11 protein-coding genes are annotated in these 16166 nt (G+C 64.7%); 7 read left to right on the top strand and 4 right to left on the bottom strand.

The window, feature by feature from the left end:
- The first annotated feature begins 175 nt into the window (after positions 1-175).
- The gene (locus tag ACP7BZ_RS05130) at positions 176-568 is read left to right on the top strand and encodes a VOC family protein (protein WP_426110719.1); all 393 of its coding nucleotides are present in this window, start codon (positions 176-178) and stop codon (positions 566-568) included.
- Between the two features lie 19 nt (positions 569-587).
- Here ACP7BZ_RS05130 and ACP7BZ_RS05135 read toward each other — a convergent pair whose 3' ends face one another.
- Entirely contained in the window at positions 588-3287 is a 2700-nt protein-coding gene (locus ACP7BZ_RS05135; protein ID WP_426110722.1) for a bifunctional diguanylate cyclase/phosphodiesterase, read from the bottom strand.
- A 79-nt stretch (positions 3288-3366) separates the two neighbouring features.
- Complete coding sequence (locus ACP7BZ_RS05140) at positions 3367-5007, bottom strand: methyl-accepting chemotaxis protein (RefSeq protein ID WP_426110724.1); 1641 nt, start codon at positions 5005-5007, stop codon at positions 3367-3369.
- Positions 5008-5403: 396 nt separating this feature from the next.
- On the opposite strand from ACP7BZ_RS05140, the gene ACP7BZ_RS05145 reads away from it, so the two are divergent.
- Positions 5404-6975, top strand: coding sequence for a CHAD domain-containing protein (locus tag ACP7BZ_RS05145; RefSeq protein ID WP_426110726.1), 1572 nt, complete (start codon positions 5404-5406; stop codon positions 6973-6975).
- 28 nt (positions 6976-7003) lie between these two features.
- On the opposite strand, the gene ACP7BZ_RS05150 is transcribed toward ACP7BZ_RS05145, so the two are convergent.
- Positions 7004-8743, bottom strand: a complete 1740-nt coding sequence (locus ACP7BZ_RS05150; protein WP_426110728.1) for a cation:proton antiporter — start codon at positions 8741-8743, stop codon at positions 7004-7006.
- Positions 8744-8867: 124 nt separating this feature from the next.
- On the opposite strand from ACP7BZ_RS05150, the gene ycaO reads away from it, so the two are divergent.
- Both ycaO and ACP7BZ_RS05160 read left to right on the top strand, forming a co-directional pair.
- The gene (gene ycaO, locus ACP7BZ_RS05155; RefSeq protein ID WP_426110730.1) at positions 8868-10574 is read left to right on the top strand and encodes a 30S ribosomal protein S12 methylthiotransferase accessory factor YcaO; all 1707 of its coding nucleotides are present in this window, start codon (positions 8868-8870) and stop codon (positions 10572-10574) included.
- A gap of 214 nt (positions 10575-10788) precedes the next feature.
- Positions 10789-11877: a serine endopeptidase gene (locus tag ACP7BZ_RS05160; RefSeq protein WP_426110732.1), complete on the top strand. Its 1089-nt coding sequence runs from the start codon at positions 10789-10791 to the stop codon at positions 11875-11877.
- Here the strand turns inward: ACP7BZ_RS05160 and ACP7BZ_RS05165 are convergent.
- A complete protein-coding gene (locus tag ACP7BZ_RS05165; RefSeq protein ID WP_426110734.1) occupies positions 11874-12263 on the bottom strand; it encodes a DUF3597 domain-containing protein in 390 nt (129 codons plus the stop codon). The two genes, ACP7BZ_RS05160 and ACP7BZ_RS05165, sit on opposite strands and share 4 nt — an antisense overlap.
- A 161-nt stretch (positions 12264-12424) precedes the next feature.
- Here ACP7BZ_RS05165 and ACP7BZ_RS05170 point away from each other — a divergent pair, with 161 nt between their 5' ends.
- From ACP7BZ_RS05170 to alaS, 3 genes are all read left to right on the top strand, one after another.
- Positions 12425-12712, top strand: coding sequence for a DUF1294 domain-containing protein (locus tag ACP7BZ_RS05170; RefSeq protein WP_426110736.1), 288 nt, complete (start codon positions 12425-12427; stop codon positions 12710-12712).
- Positions 12713-13435, top strand: coding sequence for a glycerophosphodiester phosphodiesterase (gene ugpQ, locus ACP7BZ_RS05175; RefSeq protein WP_426110738.1), 723 nt, complete (start codon positions 12713-12715; stop codon positions 13433-13435).
- A gap of 89 nt (positions 13436-13524) precedes the next feature.
- Complete coding sequence (gene alaS / locus ACP7BZ_RS05180; protein WP_426110740.1) at positions 13525-16134, top strand: alanine--tRNA ligase; 2610 nt, start codon at positions 13525-13527, stop codon at positions 16132-16134.
- The last annotated feature ends 32 nt before the right edge of the window (positions 16135-16166 follow it).

A 16166-nucleotide genomic window follows, 5' to 3' on the forward strand; every position in this document is an offset into this window, starting at 1 on the left:
ACCTTGGGTAAGTTGGACAGGCCGATACTGTAGCAAATGGGCGCCGATTGTGCTGCCGGCCTGCTGGCGCCCAGCGGACCGGCCCTCTTTGGGGCTGGCCCGGCGGCGAGCGGCCGCTTCGATTATCATTGCACGCAAGTCGGCCAGCCGGCCGGATATAAAGGAGATAGGAACTATGTTTAGTCACGTCATGCTCGGGTCGAACGACATCGAACAATCGAAGCGCTTTTATGACGCCGTGCTGGGTACCCTCGGTGCCGGCGAAGGCATGCGCAATACCGCCGATTCGGGCCACAAGCGGTTGTTTTATCGCCACGAAGGCAACAGCTTCGGCGTCAGTGAGCCGATCAACGGCGACAAGGCCTGCTTCGCCAACGGCGGCACCATCGGTTTTAAATGCAGCTCGCCCGAGCAGGTACAAACCTTTCACGACGTCGCCCTGGCCAATGGCGGCAGCACCTGCGAAGCGCCACCGGGCCTGCGCCAGAGCGGCATGGGTGCGATGCACCTGGCGTATGTGCGCGACCCCGATGGCAACAAGCTGTGCGCGATCTACCGCGTTAAATAAAGCCCGGTCACTGCTGCCGTCAGCAGGCCAGACTGGCCGCCGCTGGTGCTGGTGCTGGTGCCGCTGGCGCAGCGGCAAACAGATAGCGGCGCTCCAGCAGCGCCGCGATATCGTCGGCCGGCAGTGGCCGCGCAATGAAATAGCCCTGCACCTCGTTGCAGCCGAGCTTTTGCAGGATCGCCAGCTGTTCGGCGGTCTCCACCCCTTCGGCCACCACCGCCATGCCGAGCGCATGCGCCATCGACACGATCGCCTGAAAAAACACCTTGCCTTCGCGCGAGGCGTCGAGCTCCGAGGTGAACGCGCGGTCGACTTTGAGCACATCCATTTTCAGCCGCTGCAATTGCGACAGCGACGAGTAGCCGGTGCCGAAATCGTCGATGTGCAGCTTGATGCCGAGGGCACGGATGCCGGCCAGTTCGGCGACGATATCATCCTGGTCGCCGATCATGGCTGACTCGGTGATCTCCACTTCGAGCAGGGCCGGGGCGATGTCGTGGCGGCGCAGGGCATCCTGCAGCTGCTGGCGCACGCCACCGCGCTGGAACTGGGTGGGCGAGACATTGATCGACACCGGCACCGGCAGGTGACCGGCCTGGCGCCACGCGGCCAGCTGGGCGCAGGCGCGCTCGATCACCAGTTCGCCGATCGGTAAAATCAGGCCGCTCGCTTCGGCCAGCGGGATGAATTCGGCCGGCGGCACCATGCCCAGGCGCGGATGGCGCCAGCGCAGCAGTGCTTCCATGCTCACCAGTTCCCCCGTTTGGGTGTCGACGCGCGGCTGGTAGTAGAGCAGGAACTGGTCGTGGGCGATCGCTTCGAGCAGGCCGTGCTTGAGCTGGGCGCGCGTCTTGATGGTGGCTGACAGCGCCGGATCGAAAAAGCGGAACTGGCCTTTGCCTTCGCTTTTGCCGGCATACATGGCGATGTCGCTGTGGCGGATCAGGGTGCCGGCGTCAAGGCCGTCGCGCGGGAACACGGCGACGCCGATCGAGGCGCCCACCGCCTGCACATCCTCGCCGATGGCAAACGGCATCGATAGTGCATCGATGACGCGCCGCGCCACCGCGGCAATCTGCAGGTCGCCGCCGGTGGGCGCGAGCATGATGATGAATTCGTCGCCACCAAAGCGCACCACATGGTCGCTCGGGCGCAGCAGGGCGGTCAGGCGGCGTGCCACCGCCTTGAGCAGCTGGTCGCCGATGGTGTGGCCCTGGGTGTCGTTGACGTGCTTGAAGTCGTCGAGGTCGATGAACAGCACGGCAAATTCGCTGTCGTGCGCCGCCGCATCGGCGATGGCGCTGTCGATGAAGCCGAGGAACCAGTGGCGGTTGCGCAGGCCGGTCAGGCTGTCTTCATTGGCCAGGCGCTGCAGTTCGGCTTCATGGGCCTTGCGTTCGCTGACGTCGCGCAGGGTAACGGCCAGGCCGTTGCCGACCCTGACCAGGCGGCGGTGCCCCCAGCGGATGTTCAGGCGGTTATCGAGCGGCATGCGGCGGTCGTCTTCCAGAAAGCCCTGTTCCATGGCGCCGCGGTAGGTCTCGACCAGGTCTTCGCCGAAGCGGCCGCGGTCGATGTGCGACAGGCGCCGGCCCAGCAGGTCATGGCGGTCCATGCCATAAAAGAAGGCGCCCCGTTCATTGCAGTCGATGATTTCAAAGTCGACGATGGCGCCCTGGCGGTCGCGCACGGCGGCGGCCATATAAAAGCCGTCGTTGGCGCTTTCAGTGGCGGTGCGGTAGGCGCTGCGCACTTCTTCCTGCTCGCGCATGCGGGCTGCGGCGCGCGCCGCCAGCACGCTCGCCAGCGCCGCCAGCGCCAGCAGGCCGATGGTGGCGATGATGGCACTGGTGCGGCCGTCGACGGCTGACTGACGTGCCGCCGCCAGCGCATCGGCGCGCGCCAGACCGACCACGGCGAGCAGCGGATAGGCCGACGAATGGCGCCAGGCCAGCGCCCGTTCGACGCCGTCATCAAAATGCGGTTCGCTGTCAGGCAGCTGGCGCGGCACCCCGCCACCCCAGGCGGCGTCGCTCGGCAGCGTGGCATTCGGTTCGACGCGGGCGACGCCGTCGCCGCGCCGTTGCAGGCGCAGGCCGCTTTCGATGGCGGCGACGGCGACGATGCCGCGCGCGCCGAGGGTATCGGCGCCGACGAAGGTGGTGAAATAACTGGCGCGCACGGCCAGCAGCACGACACCGGCGAAGGCATCGCTGCTGCTGTCGAGGCGGCGGGTGAACAGCACGACGTCGGCTGGCAAACCGAGTTCCGGCGGCGCCGCACCGATGCGCAGGGCGGACGAATTGTTGTTCTTGTGATCGGTGAAAAAGCGGGTGGCGGCCAGGCTGACGGCGGGCCGCGTGGCCTGGGTTGACGAGACGATGGCGCCATTGGCGCCGACGATGCTCACGGCAGCGTAAGCGTCGTCGGTGAACATGCCATCGCGGCGCTGGCGTTCGAGCAGTTCAAGCACGGCCGCATGCTCGGCGCTGTGCTTGAGCTGCATGATGATCTGGTCGATCTGGCCCACCGAGCGCGTCACATACTGTTCGTAGGCGTCGGCCAGCGCACTGGCCTCGCGCTCGACCAGCGCACTGGCGCGCTGCTGCTCGGTGTCGGCATGGTTCCAGGTCAGGCACCAGACCAGCACACACACCAGCAGCGCCAGCAGGGGCCAGAACAGGCGGTGGAACAGATTGATGGTCTTGAAGGTGGGCATGGGGAAGCTTGCAGCGCCCGTGTTTTGGGGGCAAAAAAAAGCGTGTAAAAGAAAATTCTGACGGTGATTTGCTACCGGCTCATGACATCGCCAGGCGCTGCCGGCGCAAGGAAGGGGCGCTGGCGGTGCTGGCCATCGTGGCGCTGTGCGTCTGCGCGGGCGCCTGCATGGGGCCATCGTCGATGCTGAAAAAGCCGACCAGCTGCGCCAGGCTGGCCGCAGCATCCTGCACGGCGGCGGCGCTGGCGGTGGCCTGTTCGACCATCGCGGCGTTTTGCTGGGTGTCGTTGTCCATGGCGGCGATGGCGCCGTTGACTTCACTGATGCCGCTTTGCTGTTCGGCGCTGGCGGCGGCGATGTGCGCCATGATCGCCGTCACCCGCGCCACGCTGTCGACGATGACGGCCATGGTGTCGCCGGCGGCGTGGGCCAGCACGCTGCCGCTGTCAATCTGGCTGACCGATTCATCGATGAGCAGTTTGATTTCGCGCGCGGCGGTGGCCGAGCGCTGCGCCAGGTTGCGCACTTCAGCGGCGACGACGGCAAAGCCGCGTCCCTGTTCGCCCGCGCGCGCCGCTTCGACGGCGGCATTCAAGGCCAGGATATTGGTCTGGAAAGCGATGCCATCGATGACGCTGGTGATCTCGACGATTTTTTTGGCGGCGGCGCTGATCGCATCCATGGTGCGCACGACGTCGCGCACCACGGCGCCGCCTTCGCTGGCCACCTGTGACGCCGACAGCGCCATGTCGTTGGCCTGGCGCGCGTTATTGGTGTTGTCGCGCACCGCCGCCGTCAATTCTTCCATCGACGACGCCGTCTCTTCCAGCGCGCCGGCCTGGTGTTCGGAGCGGCGCGACAGGTCGAGATTGCCGGCGCTCAGTTCGCGGGTGGCGGTGTCGATGGTGACGGCGCCATCGCGTACCTGGCGCACGGTTTGCTGCAGGCGCGCGCTCATGTGGCGCAGGGCGTCGAGCAGCTGACCGAGTTCGTCGCTGCGGCGTGGCGCATCGATGGCGCGCAGGTCACCCTCGGCGACGCGGGCGGCGATGGCGACCGCCTGGCGCAGCGGTACCACCACGCTGCGCGTCAAGGCCCAGGCCAGCGCAGCGCCGGTGGCCAGCGCCACCACGCCGAACGCCAGCAGGGTGGCGACGCTGCGCTGGTATTGCACGGCCGAGGCCAGCACCAGCTGGTGCGCCTGGGCCGACTGGTAATCGAGCATCTTGGCCAGGATGGCGGCGTAGCTGGCGAAGGTGGTTTTGAGCGTGCTGTCGGCCAGCTGTTCGACTTCCTGGGTGCGGCCGCTGTCCTTGAAGAGGAACAGCTGGCGGCGCACCGCCAGGTAGGCTGCGTGGGCCTTGCCCAGATCCTGCAACAGGGCCGCTTCCTCGGCGCTGTGCGGGAACGCCGCCAGTGCCTTGGTCAGTGTGGCGCCGCGCAGGTCGCCGGCGTCGAGCTGGGTCTGGAAGTATTCGGCAGTTTCCGCGCTGTCGCTCTTGGCGATCGACAGTGCGCTGTTGCCATTGAGGGTGGCGGTGCCCAGCAGTTCTGAGGTCAGCAGCTGCTTGGCCAGCTTGTCCTTGACCAGGTATTCGGTGTTTTGTTGCGCCGCCTGCAGGCGCCAGACGGCGATGCCGGTGATCAACGCCATGACGATCAGCACCAGGGCGAACGACCACAGCACGCGTGGTCCGGTTTTTAATTGTGGAAAGGTCATGGGACGCAGCCGGGAAGAGAGCGGGATTGGGGATCAATGCTCGGAAGGTGGCAGCGTAACGGCTGCGTGTGACAAGATCATTACATCTGGTCACTTAAAATTGACTATTAGAAAGTTTTGGTCGTCGCCGTCGGCATTCAAAAAAAACGGCCCGCAGCGCGTTTCGCGTACTGCAGGCCCAATCACATGTCGAGGGACAGGTAGATCGTAACGTGCGCGTGTGACCGCAGCATGACCTGGGCGCATAATGAATCGAGACGCTAGGGGGGGGCTACAGTTCCGCGTCGCTGCTTCGGCTTTGCGTCGCGTCAAGGACAGTGCAACGCTGCCGCCGTGGCCCGCACTTCAGGGCCGGCCGACGGTCGAACATCGATGTAAAAACGCCAGGAGATCGCCATGGAAGTAGAGCTCAAGCTGCAGGTCGATGCGCAATACAGCGACGCCATTCTGGCGCACCCGCTGCTCAGCAGCCCGAACGCCGCGGCGCCGCGCGAACAAAAGCAGGTCGACATCTATTACGACACGCCCGAGCGGCGCTTGCAGCGCAAACATATTGGTTTGCGGGTACGGCGCATCAAGAATCGCTGGGTGCAAAACATCAAGGGCATGGACGCCAATGGCGGCAATGGTGGCGGCGGCCAGGGCAGCAACGGCGCCGGCCTGCTCAGCCGCGGTGAATGGGAGTGGCCGGTGACGGGGCCGGCGCCCGAGCTGGCGCATGTGCGCGATCTGGTCGACGACAAGCAGGTCAGGCGCAGCCTCAGTGCCGCCGGCTCCCTGCAAAAGCGCCTGGTGGCCGTGTTCGAAACGCGCGTCAAGCGCACCGTGTGGGATCTGCGCCTGCCTGAAGGCGTCCACATTGAATGTGCACTCGACCGCGGCACGCTCGAGTGTGGCGAAAAGGAAGTGGCCATCAGCGAACTCGAGCTGGAACTGAAAGCGGGCGATGCACGCCAGCTGTTCGACCTGGCGCTCGGTTTGCAGGAAGATATTCCCCTGCAGCTGGGTACCCGCAGCAAGGCTGAACGGGGCTATGCGCTGCTCGGTGCCGCCGATGCGCAAGCGGTCAAGGCGGCGCCCGTCACCCTGACGCGGCAGATGACGGTGGAACAGGCCTTCGTCGTCATCGCCGCCAATTGTTTGGCGCACATGCAGGGCAACGACCAGCGCGTGGCGAGAGAGCTCGATGTGGAAAGCCTGCACCAGATGCGGGTGGGCATGCGGCGGCTGCGCTCGGCGCTATCCATGTTCAAGGAGTTGTTGCACCTGCCGCAAGACATGCAGACCGAACTGGACTGGCTGGCCGGCGAGCTCGGTGATGCGCGCGACTGGGACGTGCTGTCCGGCTCGACGCTGCCGGCCGTGGCAAAAAAATCGCTCGACGGCAGCGACATCGCCGGCGTTCAGCATGCCGCCAGCGAGCAGGCCCATGCCCATCACTTGCGCACCGCGCAGGCGGTCGCATCACCCCGTTATGCGCGCCTGATGCTGCGGCTGGCGCGCTGGGTTACCACCATGGGCTGGCGCGAAGACAAGGTGGCAATGGCGGCGCACGGCGCCTCCCTGCAGCAGGCGGTGGGCAAATTCGCCCGCCAGGTGGTAAAGCGCGACCAGCGGCGCCTGCAGCGGCGCGCTGCCAAACTGGCAGGGGCGACCGCCGAAGCGCGTCACCGGCTGCGCATTGCCGCCAAAAAAACCCGCTACGCCGCCGAATTTTTCGCCTCGCTATTTGCGGCCAAAACAGTGCGTCCCTATGTCAAGGGCTTGAGCAGCTTGCAGGACGAGCTGGGCCTGATGAACGATTTCGCCGTCGCCGAGCGCTTGTTGTCGGGCCTGACGTCGACTTACCCCGACATCGAAGAGGGGGTCGGCTTTGTGCGCGGGGTGCTGGCGGCCGACAGCCACAGCGACGATAAAAAAATCGTGCGCTTGTGGAAAAACTTGGCGCCGCTGGCGGTGCCGTCATAGCAGGTGCTCAGGCCGGCAACGCTGGCGTCTACAGCGGGCGGGAGATTGCCGCATCAAACACTGCGCGCTCGCTGCTGATCACCTCGTCGAGTGCGGCCTGATCGAGCCCCATCGCCTCGAGCACGAAGGCGGACAATTGCAGGCTCGCTTCCAGCGTTTCCGGCACCACCACGGTGGCACCGGCCCCTTTGAGCAGGCGTGCCTGCTGTTCATCGCGTGCCCTGGCGAACAGGGGAATGGCGGGAAAGGCGCGGCGAATTCCTTCCACTGCCTGCAGTGACGATTGCGGATGGTCCATCGTCAGCACGATGGCGCGCGCGTGGCCGGCATCGACGCGGCGCAGCAGCTCGGCACGTGCGGCATTGCCAAAAAACACCGGGTGGCCCTGGGTGCGCAGGGCGGCCACCAGTACCGCATCTGCTTCGAAGGCCAGGTAGGGCAGGTGTTGCGCCGTCAATAGCTTGCCCAGCATCTGGCCGACTCTGCCATAACCGGCAATGATGATGTGACCGCCCGCCAGCGGTGGCGGGCCGTCGCGCTCGATGGCGCTCTGGTGTTGGCGGCGGGCGGCGGCGGCGCCCAGGCGCCGGCCCCAGCGCGCCAGCAGCGGCGTGATAAACAGGCTCAAGGTCACCACCAGCATCACCCGCTGCGCCAGTACGCCATCGAACAAGTGGCTGGCAACGCCGTAGCCAACCGCAATGAAAACGAATTCGCCGCCCTGCGCCAGCAGCAGGCCGCCTTCGAGCGCGCCGCTCCAGGGCAGGCCGCTCAGACGCAGCACCACGGCGGTCACCGCGGTCTTGAGCAGCACCAGGGCGAGCAGGGCGGCGGCCAGCAGGACGGGCGCCTGGGCGATCTGCGCGCTGTCGGTGCCCATGCCGACGGTCATGAAAAACAAGCCCATCAGCAATCCGCGAAACGGCTCGATCATCAGTTCGATCTCGTGCTTGAACTCGGTCTCAGCGAGCAGCACGCCGGCAATCAGCGCGCCCAGCGCCATCGACAGTCCGGCCGCCGCGCTCAAGGCGGCGATTCCCAGGGTGGTCAACAGGATCAGGGCCATGAACACATCGCTCTGGTGGTGCCGTACCAGCTGGCGAAACAGGGGCCGCACCACGCGTGCGCCGACCAGGTAAATCAGTGCGATGGCGGCGCCGGCCCTGGCGACGGTGCTCAGGGCCAGCATGACGGGGGCATCGCTGGCGTGACCGCCCAACACACCGATCAAGATCAGCAGCGGCACCACCGCCAGGTCTTGCAGCATCAGGATGGCAAAGGCGGCCTGTCCCAGCACGCTGGTGGTGGTCTGGCGCGCCGCCAGCAGCTGCATGACCACGGCGGTCGATGACAGCGACAGCACCAGGCCCAGCACGACGGCCGCGCGCCAGCCAAGGCCGCAGGCGGCGAGGGCGCTGCCCAGCACGGCCGCACTGATCAAAACCTGCGCGCTGCCGCTGCCAAAGACCTGGCGCCGCATGGCCCACAGGCGGGCCGCCGACAGTTCCAGGCCGATCATGAACATCAGGAACAGCACGCCCAGCTCGGCCAGCACATTGACCCCTTCCAGGCTGGGGACGGTGACATAGGCGAGCAGCCGATAGCGCTCTGCCAGCAGACCGAGGCCGAACGGACCGACGACGGCGCCCACCGCCAGAAAACCGAGCACCTGGTTGATGCGCAGGCGCTGCAGCAGTGGCATCAAAATACCGGCCAGCGCGAGAAACAACAGGATTTCGCGCAGGAAGGGGAAGGCGTGTTCTTGCAATGGGGCTCCGGCGGCGTCGATGGTGACCCATTCTAACGCTAGGGTGCGATCTGGCCGCTGGACGCCGCCGCCCGAAATGGGCTTGCTGTATCATGCGCCTTCCCCCGCGCTACCGAGAATCCGCATGCAAACTTTTATCCTTGGCAAAGACGCCGCCCTTGAGTCCACCATTGAAACCATGCAAGCCAAGCTGGCCGAGCGTGGCTTCAAGCTCAACGAATCGTCGCTGCTGCACGAAGTGGATGGTATCTGGTCCACCCACATGAAGGACAACGACTGCCCCATGCTGTTCTCGAACGGCAAAGGCGCCACCGAACTGGCGGCCCGCGCCAGCGCCTACGGCGAATTTTTCGAGCGCCTCGGCACCCATTATTTCTGGACCCACTTTCACCTCGGTGCAACGCGCGCCAACCGGCCTTTTGTGCACTACCCGCAAGAGCGCTGGTTCGCTCCCCTCGAAGACGGCGCCTGGCCGGCCGAACTGCTCAACCCGGAACTGCAGGCGTTTTATAACCCTGATGGCGACATCGATGGTGAAGTGCTGGTCGACCTCAATTCCGGTAACGTCGAGCGGGGCATTTGCGCGCTGCCTTACGTGCGCCTCAGCGATGGCGCCGAAACGCTGTTCCCGGTAAATATCATCGGCAACCTGTACGTCAGCAACGGCATGGCCGCCGGCAATACACCGAACGAAGCGCGTACCCAAGCCTTGTCGGAAATTTTCGAGCGCCAGGTCAAGTACCGCGTGATCGCCGAAGGCCTGTGCCTGCCCGAAGTGCCGGACGAGGTGGTTAACCTCTTCCCCAGCATCAAGGCCGGCATCGCCGGGTTGCGTGCGGCCGGCTTTGGCATCCTCGTCAAAGATGCGTCCCTGGGCGGCAAGTATCCGGTGATGAATGTCACCCTGATCCACCCGAAAGACCAGGGTGTGTTTTCCAGCTACGGCGCGCACCCCCGTTTTGAAATCGCGCTGGAACGGGCGATGACCGAATTGCTGCAGGGCCGCGCCCTCGATTCGCTGGAGGGATTCCCCGAGCCCGGCTTCGACATGAGCGAAATTAATGCCGTGGCCAACCTGGAAATTCACTTCGTCGATTCGAGTGGCGTGATCAGCTGGAATTTCATGGGTGATACGCCCGATTTCCCCTTCGTCGACTGGAACTTCAGTAACACCACCGACGAAGATTACCAGTGGCTGGTCGATTGCCTGCATGGCGAAGGCAAGCAGATTTATGTGGCCGATTTTGCCGAGCAGGGCGCATACAGCTGCCGTATCCTGGTGCCCGGTTTTTCGGAAATCTATCCGGTCGAAGACCTCGAGTGGGAAAACAATAGCGTCGGCAACGCCATCCGCCCGCAACTGGCACGCCTGCACGATTTGACCGAAGACGAATGCGCCGATCTGCTCGAACTGTTGCAGACCATGAACGTCAACGATGAGCGCCCCTTGTGGGAAATCCTTGGCCTGGCCATTCCGCTCGGCACGCCCTGGAAGTTGCTGCGCATCGGTGAGCTGAAAACCCTGCTGGGCTTGGCCACCGGCAACCAGGAAGCGGTGCTTGAAGGCTGCGACTGGATCCACCATTTCAAGGACTTGCCGCCAGCGCGCCGCCTGGTGTACCGCTGCATCGAATCGATGCTCAATGTCGACGATGTCGAGAACTACCGCCGCTCGCTGTTGCTGCTGTACGGTGCCGATACCGTGCGCCAGGCCGAAGCCCTGATCGACCGCAGCGAGCGTTTCTTTGGCTTGCAAACGCTGGGAGCCGATTTCGAAGGCAGCGACATGCACCAGACCTTGCTGGCGGCCTACGATAAACTGTTCAAATAAAACGGTTTAATTACAAAAAAATCCCCGCCGTACGTGAAGTAGCCGGGGATTTTTACCGTGGTGCCGGCCAGTCCCCCTGCTGCGCGCGGCAGGGCATGCAAGTGGCATGTTGCGACACTGGCGGTGGCGTTTGCTGGCGCAGCGGCGCATTTGCTGGCACCGTGGCGCCTTTAATAGCAGTCTTGCGTTCATTGTGGACAACACGGAGAACAGTATGGCCAAAGGATTGCGCTTGACCCAGACCTGGATGGAGCGGGGCTTGTGGCTGGTGGCGCTGGTGTTTGCAGCGTTTTTGATCGGTCTGGGCGGGAAAATCGTCGAGAACCTGTGGCAGGTGCAAGCGCCGCCGCCGGTCGAGAGCTATATCGCGCGGGCGCCAGGCGACGCCGCCCAGGCGGCCATCGGCCAGGCGCGCGACCAGCAAAAGCGCGCCGAAGCGGCGCTCGAGCAGGCGCAGCAGGCGCACAAGGTGGCCGTTGCCAATACCGCCAGCGCCCAGCAAAGTTTTCAAAACTGGCTGGCCACGCGCAGCGTCACCGCCCGCGCCGACCAGGATAGCGATCTGGTCGCCCGCACCCGCGGCCTCGACGCCTTTAAGGCCGCCGAGCGCAAGGCACTGGCCGCCATCGAGGCGCAGGAGCAGGTGGTGCTGGACGCCCGCCAGGCGCGTGAACGTGCCGACCAACAGTGGAATGAACTGGTGCGGGTGGCCGAGAACCGGCACGAGCTGGTCGAGCAAGCCCATGAAACACGGGTGTTCCTGTACCGGCTGGCGGTGACCCTGCCGCTGCTGTTGCTGGCCGGCTGGCTGTTCGCCCGCCAGCGCAAGAATGCCTACTGGCCGTTTGTCTGGGGTTTTATTATTTTTGCCCTGTTCGCGTTTTTCGTCGAGCTGGTGCCCTACCTGCCCAGCTATGGCGGCTACGTGCGCTATATCGTCGGCATCCTGGTCACCGCAGCGGTGGGGCGCTATGCGATTACTTCGCTGCAGGCTTACCTGGAACGGCAGAAACTGGCCGAAGCGCAACCGGAGTATCAGCGGCGCGACACCATGAGCTACGACATGGCGCTGGGACGGCTGGCAAAAGGAATTTGTCCCGGTTGCGAGCGCAGCGTCGATTTAAAAGATGGCAAGACCGATTTCTGCATCCACTGCGGCATCGGCCTGTATAACCACTGTCTCAAGTGTAGCGCGCGCAAAAATGCGTTTGCCAAATTCTGTTTTTCGTGCGGGACGCCGGCCGCCAGTCGGGAAACACTGCGCAACCCCGGCGAGCCGTCCGGCGCCACTGCCCGCAATTAATCCTTGAGATCGGCCGGCACCGTGCCGCCATTGGCCGCCACCTTGTTCATCACCTGGCGGTGCAGCCAGATGTTCATGGTGGCCGAATCACTGGTGTCGCCCGTGTAGTGCAGTTCCTGCGCCAACTCCTTGCGCGACTGCAGGCTGCTGTCAAGGCCAAGCAGCTTGAGCAGGTCGACGATCGAGGTGCGCCAGTTCAGGCCCGCCGCGCCAGGCATGTTGTTGAGAATGGCGGCGACATCGACGGCGGCGATGGCTGCTGCTGGCGCTGCTGCTGGCGGCGCTGCCGGCGCAGCGCTCGCCGGCGTGACCGGCGCGGCCGTCTCGGTAGTGGCGGGGTGCGACGCGGGGAAAATTTTGTGGAAAATATTGCTCAGTATGCCCATGGTGATCTGCCTTGTAGGTGAGGGAACGGTGCACTCAGTGAGTGCTCAGGAAAGCAAGGGTAGGGCGCTTGCGCGGCGCACTCTGTTCGCTACTGCACCGTGGGTGATGAAAGGGTATTGCTTGCTGTGCGCTGGTAAGATCAGGGTTTGAGGGGAGCGCCATGCTGCTTTTTCTTGTGGGTCTGTACGGAGTTGCCAGCCTGGTCAGTTTTGTCATGTACGCCATCGACAAGCGGGCCGCGCAGGCGGGGCGCCGGCGTCTTTCCGAGCGCAGCCTGCTGTGGGTGGGAGCGGCGGGCGGCTGGCCGGGCGCGGCGCTGGCCCAGCGCGTGTTGCGCCACAAGAGCGCCAAGCCATCGTTTCGCTGGCGCTTTATGGCGTCGGTCGTGCTCAACCTGCTGTTGCTGGCGGGGCTGGTCTACCTCACCCTGTACCTGGAGCAGACCTGAATGTGGCCTTACCCGACCATGCTGGCGCACCGCGGCGGCGGCACGCTGGCCCCTGAAAACACCATTGCCGCGCTCGCCTGCGGCTTCGCCTACGGCTTTCGCGCCGTGGAATTTGACGTCATGCTCGCGCGCGACGGCGTGCCGGTGCTGATGCACGACCCGTATCTGGGTCGCACGGTGGCCGCTGCCGGCCATGTGTTCGATTACGCCGCCGCCGAGTTGCAGCAGATGGATGCGGGCAGCTGGTTTGCCGCCCGCTTTGCCGGTGAACCGGTGCCGCTGTTTGCCGAGGTGGCGGCGTTTTGCCAGGCCCATGGCATCTGGATGAATATCGAGATCAAGCCGGCGCCCGGCTTTGAGGCCGCCACCGGCGCCGCCGTCGCCAGCGCCGCCGGCCGCCTTGCGGGCGCCCCCCTGCTGTCATCGTTTTCTGAAACTGCGCTGGCGGCGGCGGCGGCCGCCGCGCCGGCGACGGCGCGCGCGTTGCTATTTGACGCCGTGCCGGCCGACTGGCTGGCGCGCGCGCGCCGGCTCGGTGTGGTGGCCATCCACTGCAACCACAAGCGCCTCGATGGCGCCACTGCAGCGGCCATCAAGGACGCCGGTTTGGGTCTGCTGTGCTACACCGTCAACACGGTGGCGCGCGCCCGCAGCCTGTTCGCCATGGGCGTCGACGCTATCTGCACCGACCGGATCGACCTGTTGACGCCTGACCTGGCCTAAGCCGTGGCGGTCACCGGGCCCGCGCCCTGGGCTATAATCGCTGTTTTAAAGCATGCCGCTTTCACCGCCCAACTGCCTGCCAAGACTCCATGAAATCATCTGAAATCCGCGACAAATTCCTCGGCTTCTTCGCTTCGAAAGGCCACACGATCGTCCGTTCGAGCCCGCTCGTGCCGGGTAACGATCCGACCATGCTGCTTACCAACAGTGGCATGGTGCAGTTCAAGGACGTCTTCATCGGCACCGACAGCCGGCCCTACTCGCGCGCCACCTCGGTGCAGCGCTGCGTGCGCGCCGGCGGCAAGCACAATGACCTGGAAAACGTCGGCTACACGGCCCGTCACCATACTTTCTTTGAAATGCTGGGCAATTTTAGTTTTGGCGATTATTTCAAGCGCGACGCCATCCATTACGCCTGGGAGCTGTTGACCAAGGTCTACGGCCTGCCGGCTGACAAGCTCACCGTCACCGTGTATTTCGAGGACGATGAAGCCTATGACATCTGGGCCAAGGAAATCGGCGTGCCGGTCGAGCGCATCATCCGCATCGGCGACAACAAGGGCGCCCGTTACGCCTCCGACAATTTCTGGCAGATGGCCGACGTCGGCCCGTGCGGCCCGTGCACTGAGATTTTCTATGACCACGGCGCCGATATCCCCGGCGGCCCGCCGGGCTCGCCCGACGAAGATGGCGACCGTTTCATCGAAATCTGGAACCTGGTGTTCATGCAGTTTTACCGCGATGAAGCGGCAGTGATGAACAAGCTGCCCAAGCCCTGCGTCGATACCGGCATGGGCCTCGAGCGCCTCGCCGCCGTGCTGCAGCATGTACACAGCAACTATGAAATCGACCTGTTCCAGGCACTCATTGGCGCTGCCGCGCGCGAGACCGGCGCCGTCGACCTCGAGAGCAAGTCGCTGCGCGTGATTGCCGACCATATCCGCGCCGCCGCCTTCTTGATCGTCGACGGGATCATTCCCGGTCCCGAAGGCCACGGCTACGTCCTGCGCCGCATCATCCGCCGCGCGCTGCGCCACGGTCACATGCTGGGACAAAGCAAACCGTTCTTTTACAAGCTGGTCGACGACCTCGACGCCGAGATGGGCAGCGCCTATCCGGAATTGACGCAGGCGAAGCAGCGCGTCATCCAGACCATTCGCCAGGAAGAAGAGCGCTTTGGCGAGACGCTGGAAAATGGCATGAAGATCCTCGAAGCGCAACTGGCCAGGGATGGCAAGAACCTCGATGGCGCCACCGCTTTTACGCTGTACGACACCTACGGCTTCCCGCTCGACCTGACCGCCGACATTTGCCGCGAACGGGGCGTGACCATCGATGAGGCAGGCTTTGCCGCTGCCATGGAACAGCAAAAGAACACCGCGCGCGCTGCCGGCAAATTCAAGATGGCCGCCAGCGTCGAGTACAACGGCGCCAAGACCGCCTTTGTCGGCTACGATGCGCTGGTCCACAAGGCGGCCGTGATCGCCCTGTATACCGATGGCACTGCTGTGCAAAAACTGCACGCGGGCCAGAGTGGCATCGTGGTGCTCGACACCACGCCGTTCTATGCGGAGTCGGGCGGCCAGGTCGGCGACCAGGGCGTGCTGCGCGCTGCTGGTGGGCGCTTTGCGGTGGAAGACACGCTCAAGGTGCAGGCCGATGTATTCGGTCACCACGGCGTGCTGGTCGAGGGCGTGCTGCGCGTGGGCGACCAGGTCGACGCCGTAGTCGATGAAGCACTGCGCGGCCGTACCATCCGCAACCACTCGGCCACCCACCTGATGCACAAGGCGCTGCGCGAAGTGCTGGGCAGCCACGTGGCGCAAAAGGGCTCGCTGGTCGATGCCGACAAGACCCGCTTCGACTTTAGCCACAACGCCCCCGTCACCCAGGAACAGATCGCCCAGGTCGAAGCGATCGTCAACCGCGAAATTCTGCAAAACCATGCGACCAAGGCGCACAATATGTCGTTCGACGACGCCGTCAAGCACGGCGCCATGGCGCTGTTCGGCGAAAAATACGGCGACGAAGTGCGCGTGCTCGATATCGGTTCGTCGAAAGAGCTGTGCGGCGGCGTCCACGTCAATCGCACCGGTGACATCGGCCTGTTCAAGATTATCGGCGAAGGCGGCGTTGCCGCTGGCATCCGCCGCCTCGAAGCGGTGACGGGCGAGGGCGCGCTGGCGCTGGTGCAGACGCTCAACCGCCGCCTGCACGAAGCGGCAGCGACCCTGAAAACCCATCCGGAAGAGCTGACCACCCGCATCGGCCAGGTGCAGGAGCAGGTCAAAACGCTGGAAAAAGAACTGGCGGCGCTCAAGTCGAAGCTGGCCGCCGGGCAGGGCGATGAACTGGTCACGCAGGCGGTCGATGTGAATGGCATCAAGGTGCTGGCAGCGACGCTCGAAGGCGCCGACGTCGCCACCCTGCGCGAGACCATGGACAAGCTCAAGGACAAGCTGAAAACCGCTGCCATCGTGCTTGCCAGTGTCAACGACGGCAAGGTCAGCCTGATCGCCGGCGTGACGGCGGACGCCACCGCCAGGGTCAAGGCTGGCGAGTTGGTCAATTTTGTTGCCCAGCAGGTGGGCGGCAAGGGCGGCGGTCGTGCCGACATGGCGCAGGCCGGCGGTACCGATCCAAGCGGCTTGCCAGCGGCGCTGGCGGCGGTCGTTGCCTGGGTCGCACAACGCGCTTAAGCAAGGTCGCAAGGTTCCCGGCCAAAAAAGGC

Origin of the sequence: Massilia sp. PWRC2 (assembly GCF_049896725.1) — a bacterium.
In the GTDB taxonomy this organism is placed as follows: domain Bacteria; phylum Pseudomonadota; class Gammaproteobacteria; order Burkholderiales; family Burkholderiaceae_D; genus JAFCUW01.

What these genes read in the sequence shown, in the direction of transcription:
- ACP7BZ_RS05130 (WP_426110719.1), top strand. Translation starts at nt 176, where the DNA reads ATGTTTAGTCACGTCATGCTCGGGTCGAACGACATCGAACAATCGAAG.
- ACP7BZ_RS05135 (WP_426110722.1), bottom strand. Translation starts at nt 3,287, where the DNA reads ATGCCCACCTTCAAGACCATCAATCTGTTCCACCGCCTGTTCTGGCCC.
- ACP7BZ_RS05140 (WP_426110724.1), bottom strand. Translation starts at nt 5,007, where the DNA reads ATGACCTTTCCACAATTAAAAACCGGACCACGCGTGCTGTGGTCGTTC.
- ACP7BZ_RS05145 (WP_426110726.1), top strand. Translation starts at nt 5,404, where the DNA reads ATGGAAGTAGAGCTCAAGCTGCAGGTCGATGCGCAATACAGCGACGCC.
- ycaO (WP_426110730.1), top strand. Translation starts at nt 8,868, where the DNA reads ATGCAAACTTTTATCCTTGGCAAAGACGCCGCCCTTGAGTCCACCATT.
- ACP7BZ_RS05160 (WP_426110732.1), top strand. Translation starts at nt 10,789, where the DNA reads ATGGCCAAAGGATTGCGCTTGACCCAGACCTGGATGGAGCGGGGCTTG.
- ACP7BZ_RS05165 (WP_426110734.1), bottom strand. Translation starts at nt 12,263, where the DNA reads ATGGGCATACTGAGCAATATTTTCCACAAAATTTTCCCCGCGTCGCAC.
- ACP7BZ_RS05170 (WP_426110736.1), top strand. Translation starts at nt 12,425, where the DNA reads ATGCTGCTTTTTCTTGTGGGTCTGTACGGAGTTGCCAGCCTGGTCAGT.
- ugpQ (WP_426110738.1), top strand. Translation starts at nt 12,713, where the DNA reads ATGTGGCCTTACCCGACCATGCTGGCGCACCGCGGCGGCGGCACGCTG.
- alaS (WP_426110740.1), top strand. Translation starts at nt 13,525, where the DNA reads ATGAAATCATCTGAAATCCGCGACAAATTCCTCGGCTTCTTCGCTTCG.